This window comes from Chthonomonas sp., from assembly GCF_035294165.1.
In the GTDB taxonomy this organism is placed as follows: domain Bacteria; phylum Armatimonadota; class Chthonomonadetes; order Chthonomonadales; family Chthonomonadaceae; genus Chthonomonas.
Genome location: NZ_DATGLN010000031.1, coordinates 1 through 2,750 on the forward strand (window position 1 = coordinate 1; position 2,750 = coordinate 2,750).

At 57.7% G+C, this 2,750-nt stretch carries 4 protein-coding genes; 3 read left to right on the forward strand and 1 reads right to left on the reverse strand.

Features of this window, described 5'->3' with window-relative positions:
- From VKV29_RS01040 to VKV29_RS01050, 3 genes are all read left to right on the forward strand, one after another.
- Nucleotides 1-736: MutS-related protein (locus tag VKV29_RS01040; protein WP_414647335.1), on the forward strand; the 736-nt coding region annotated here is incomplete at its 5' end.
- A 35-nt stretch (nucleotides 737-771) separates the two neighbouring features.
- A complete protein-coding gene (locus VKV29_RS01045; protein ID WP_324199437.1) occupies nucleotides 772-1,332 on the forward strand; it encodes a sigma-70 family RNA polymerase sigma factor in 561 nt (186 codons plus the stop codon).
- 75 nt (nucleotides 1,333-1,407) lie between these two features.
- Nucleotides 1,408-2,214 carry an anti-sigma factor family protein gene (locus VKV29_RS01050; protein ID WP_324199438.1) on the forward strand — a complete coding sequence of 269 codons (807 nt, stop codon included), beginning with the start codon at nucleotides 1,408-1,410 and terminating at the stop codon, nucleotides 2,212-2,214.
- Between the two features lie 7 nt (nucleotides 2,215-2,221).
- On the opposite strand, the gene VKV29_RS01055 is transcribed toward VKV29_RS01050, so the two are convergent.
- Nucleotides 2,222-2,750, reverse strand: a 529-nt coding sequence (locus tag VKV29_RS01055; protein ID WP_324199439.1) for a Gfo/Idh/MocA family protein, incomplete at its 5' end; no start/stop codon positions are given.

Here is a 2,750-nt window from a genome sequence, read left to right on the forward strand (position 1 = left end):
ATCCTCTTACCTTCGTCAAACCGCGCTAATCGTGCTTCTGGCTCAAATCGGCAGCTTTGTGCCGGCCGATTCGGCCTCCATCGGCATCGTAGACCGCATCTTTACCCGCGTGGGCGCACACGATGAGCTTGCCAGCGGCCAGTCCACCTTCATGGTAGAGATGAGCGAGACGGCCAACATCTTGAACAACGCCACCGCCCGCAGCCTCGTGATTCTCGATGAGATAGGGCGCGGCACCAGCACCTACGATGGTCTCTCTATTGCGTGGGCGGTAGCCGAATATCTTGTGCAGATCGGGTGCAAAACGCTCTTTGCCACGCACTACCATCATCTTAATGAGCTGGCCAATCGCTACCCGGTGGTAAAGAACTTTCGGGTGGCCGTTCGGGAACAAGGAGAGCATATTATTTGGTTAAGAAAATTAGTACCGGGTGGAACCGATAAAAGCTATGGCATTCAAGTGGCCCGCATGGCCGGCGTGCCTCTCGAGGTGGTGGATCGGGCCAAAGAGATACTCAAAAGCCTCGAAAAGGGTAGTGCTGGGGTCACGCGTGATATTGTGGATAGCGGCCAACAGGTTCCAGAACGCAAACAGAAATTGCAACTCACTCTGTTTGAGCCGGAAACGCATCCTATTCTTGAGGAGCTGGAGGCGCTCGACATCACCACCATAACCCCGATGGAAGCGCTGATGAAAATAGAGGCGTGGCGTCGCCAACTGAAGCAGGGGAAATAGGCTTGCGTTGGGCCTATAGCAGGAACGCATAGGGAATGGACCTTTTTAGCAAAAGCCGAAGCCGTCGTTTCGAACAGTTGGCCAAGCCGCTGTTTAAGCCGCTCTATCAGGCGGCTCTCAGAATGACCCGCAACCGAGAATGGGCGGAAGATATTACCCAAGAAACGCTGATTCGAGCCTACGAACGCTTCGATCAGTTTCAAGAGGGAACCAATTTTCGTGCGTGGTTGTTTACTATTCTGACAAGAGTTTATATTAACGATTATGAGCGCGGCAAGCGAAGACCGCTCACCACCTCCTTCGATTCGGGGGTAGAGGGCAGCACATGGGATTTTCCCGCACCGCCACAGAGCGACCCGGCCGTTCTCCTCACGGAGAACCTGTTGGACGAAAAACTCCAAAAGGCGCTCGATAGCTTGCCGGAAGAGTACCGAACGGCGGTGCTGCTGGTAGATGTGGAGGAGTTGAGCTATCAGGAGACGGCGGATGCGCTGAGCATTCCCGTGGGAACGGTGCGCTCGCGTGTGTCGCGGGGACGGGCGTTGTTGCGCCAGATGCTTACGGGCACGGAGCCGACGGTGCGAAAGCAATCGTAAGCTATATCTAAGAAAGCATGCACTATTACGTAGCTAATTAAAGACATGAGTCACAATGAAAATGAGGCCGAGGCGATGAAGGGTTCGTGCGAGGAAATGCGCGACCTCCTCGCTGCCTATGTGGATGGGGAGCTACCGGAAGACCTCCATGAACAGGTAAAAAAGCACCTAGAGGCCTGCTCCTTCTGTCGTGAGGAGTCGAAAGGCTTTGCAGAGATACGTCAGCATCTGCGTGCTCTTCGTGTGCATCAACGCTACATCGAGCCTGCTCCCCACGTGTGGCGCGAAGCCCAACGCGTTTGGAGACGCCGAGAGAGGCTTGAACGCGCGCGCTTCGCGTGGAGGCCGGCCTTGGCCTTCTCCATGTTGCTGCTTGCCATTTTCAGCTTTGTTTGGGCACGCCTCAACAGCCCCGATATCTTCCCTGTGCGCGCCGCCCTTCAGGACTTTGAACAGGTGGAGCGGCAGGTGGTTCAACCGGCCTTTGCGCAGCCCAACCCCGATCGCGCTGCGGTTTGGCTGCGCGATCGCCTTCATGCGAACATTCCACCTATTAACCTTTCGCTCTCTCGAGGTAGGCTATTGGGGGCCGATGTCGTCTCCCTCGACGGTGTGGCCGCCGCTCGCCTGCTCTATCGCACCCCGCATGGGCTGGTGGGCATCTACATTGTGCCCCGTCACGGCCGATTCGGCTCCTCGCTCAACCGCTTTGTGTTGGCACGGAAGCGGTTTTATGCTCTCGCACCCTCAAAAGGCCCTGTGCTTTACGCCTGGTCGCGCGAGGGCACCGGCTATGCCCTGCTTGTGGATCGGCACAGCGTGCCGCGCGACACCCTGCTCGATGCCGCACAGGCCACCGATCCGCCTGGCTCATCCCCCTAGATGAAGGCTAAAACTTCACCGCAACGCGCTGCCCCTTGGTGGCCGACTCGATGGCCGCAAACACCATGGCAAGGCTTTTGATGTTGTCGTGGCACTCGCCCATAGGGGGCAAGCCGGTTTCAAGGGCGCGCAGAAAATCCCTCAAGGAACCTGCAATACCGCCCGGCTCCGGCTCTATGGGAACGGTGCGCTCCTCTGTTTTGGAGAAAAAGCCGTTCGGTTGAACCACCACCTCCGCCACTAGTTGGTCGTGACCGTTCCATGTGGCGGTGCCCTTCGGGCCCACGGCGCGCCATTCCGCCTCCCACGAGGTCATGCGCCCTTCGGCACACCAAGAGCCTCGATAGGTGTAGCGCAACCCTCCTGTCATCTCAAAGCAGGCGTTGGCGCAGGCTGCCCCACGGTACCAACTCCAAGAAGGGTTGAACTCCTCACAATACACCGAAACCGGGTCGGCTCCGCTGAGATGGCGAGCCGCATCGAAAGTGTGGATGGCCATGTCGAGCAGCAGCACATGGTCCATCTCGTCACGAAAG

Excerpts from the sequence above, each read along its gene's own strand:
- VKV29_RS01045 (WP_324199437.1), top strand. The coding sequence starts at position 772 with ATGGACCTTTTTAGCAAAAGCCGAAGCCGTCGTTTCGAACAGTTGGCC.
- VKV29_RS01050 (WP_324199438.1), top strand. The coding sequence starts at position 1,408 with ATGAAGGGTTCGTGCGAGGAAATGCGCGACCTCCTCGCTGCCTATGTG.